General features: G+C 67.0%; 2 protein-coding genes. Both read right to left on the bottom strand.

Going from position 1 to position 1,330, the window contains the following annotated elements:
* Positions 1-293: transposase zinc-binding domain-containing protein (locus QU44_RS16925; protein ID WP_033923584.1), on the bottom strand; the 293-nt coding region annotated here is incomplete at its 3' end.
* Positions 294-299: 6 nt separating this feature from the next.
* A complete protein-coding gene (locus tag QU44_RS16930) occupies positions 300-1,205 on the bottom strand; it encodes a tyrosine-type recombinase/integrase (protein WP_033923585.1) in 906 nt (301 codons plus the stop codon).
* Between the last annotated feature and the right edge of the window lie 125 nt (positions 1,206-1,330).

Below are 1,330 nucleotides of genomic sequence, written 5' to 3' on the forward strand. Positions count from 1 at the left end.
ACGACGTGGAAGTAGCCGACCGGCAGCAGATCGGCCTCGCGCTCGGCAAGCCAGGTGCGCGCGGCGGCACCCTGGCACCGCGGGCAGTGCCGGTTCCGACAGCTGTTGTAGGACACCCGCCAGTGCCCGCAGTCGGTGCAGGCCTCGGTGTGACCGCCCATGACGGCGGTTCGGCAATGCTCGATCGCTGACATCACCTTCAGCTTGTCCAGGCTCAGGTGCCCGGCATGGGCGAGCCGGTACGCAGGACCGGCGGCGCGGAAGATGTCTGCGACCTCGAGTGAAGCGCGCACGCGACCTCAGCCGCCCGGTGCTCCTCTCCTGGTTACTACCGTCAGCTTGTCGAGCGGACTGGTCACGTTCCGCATCGTCCGCGTCGCGACCTTGGTATAGTATGCGGTCGTGTCCAGCTTCGCGTGACCAAGCAGCGCCTGGATGATCCGCACGTCGATCCCGTCCTCAAGCAGGTGGGTCGCAAAGCAGTGCCGCAGCGTGTGTGGGCCGATACGCTTGTCGATGCCCGCCGCGATGCCTGCCTCGACGACCACGCGGTGCAGCTGCCGGGTGCTCAGCGGCTTGAGGTAGTGCTGGCCCGGGAACAGCCACCCGTCGGGGTGCATCACCCCTTCCTGCCGCCCGACCTTCCACCACTCCCGCAGCAGTGCGAGCAGTCCGGCAGGGAGCATGGCGTTGCGATACTGTCCGCCCTTGCCGCGCTCGACCCTCAGCAACATCCGCTCGCTGTCGACGTCACGCACCTTGAGCGCGGCGACCTCGGCCGCGCGCAAGCCGGCACCATAGGCGACCGACAGCGCGGCCTGATGCTTGAGGCACCTGGTCGCGCCAAGCAGTCGCGCCACTTCGTCGGGGCTCAGCACGACAGGCAGCTTGCGGATCCGCTTCATGCGGACCAGCTTGCGCGCCAGGTCTGGCCGGTCGATCGTCTGCAGGAAGAAGAACCGCAACGCCGATACGATGCTGTTCATGGTCGGCACTGGCACGCCCTGGTCGGACTGCTCGACCTGAAAGCGTCGCACATCCTCGGCCGTCGCGGTGTCAGGCGAGCGCCCCAGGAACGTGGCGAACCGCCCGACGTCGCGGATGTAGTTGCGCTGCGTCTCGCGACAGAACCGTCGCATCTCCATCTCGTCGATAAGACGCTGGCGTAGTGGACTGACAGCAACGACGGGTACGAGGATGTTCATAGCAGGGCTCCTTCTGGTGGAGCCCCGATGCTCTGCCTGCGTCCCGCATCGCTCAACTGGCGCGCAACGCCGGTTCCTTCACCTCAACCATGCCACACGCACCCTCCCGCGCAGCGGGTTCGTGC

Source organism: Sphingomonas sp. 37zxx (genome assembly GCF_000786205.1).
Taxonomy (GTDB): domain Bacteria; phylum Pseudomonadota; class Alphaproteobacteria; order Sphingomonadales; family Sphingomonadaceae; genus Sphingomonas.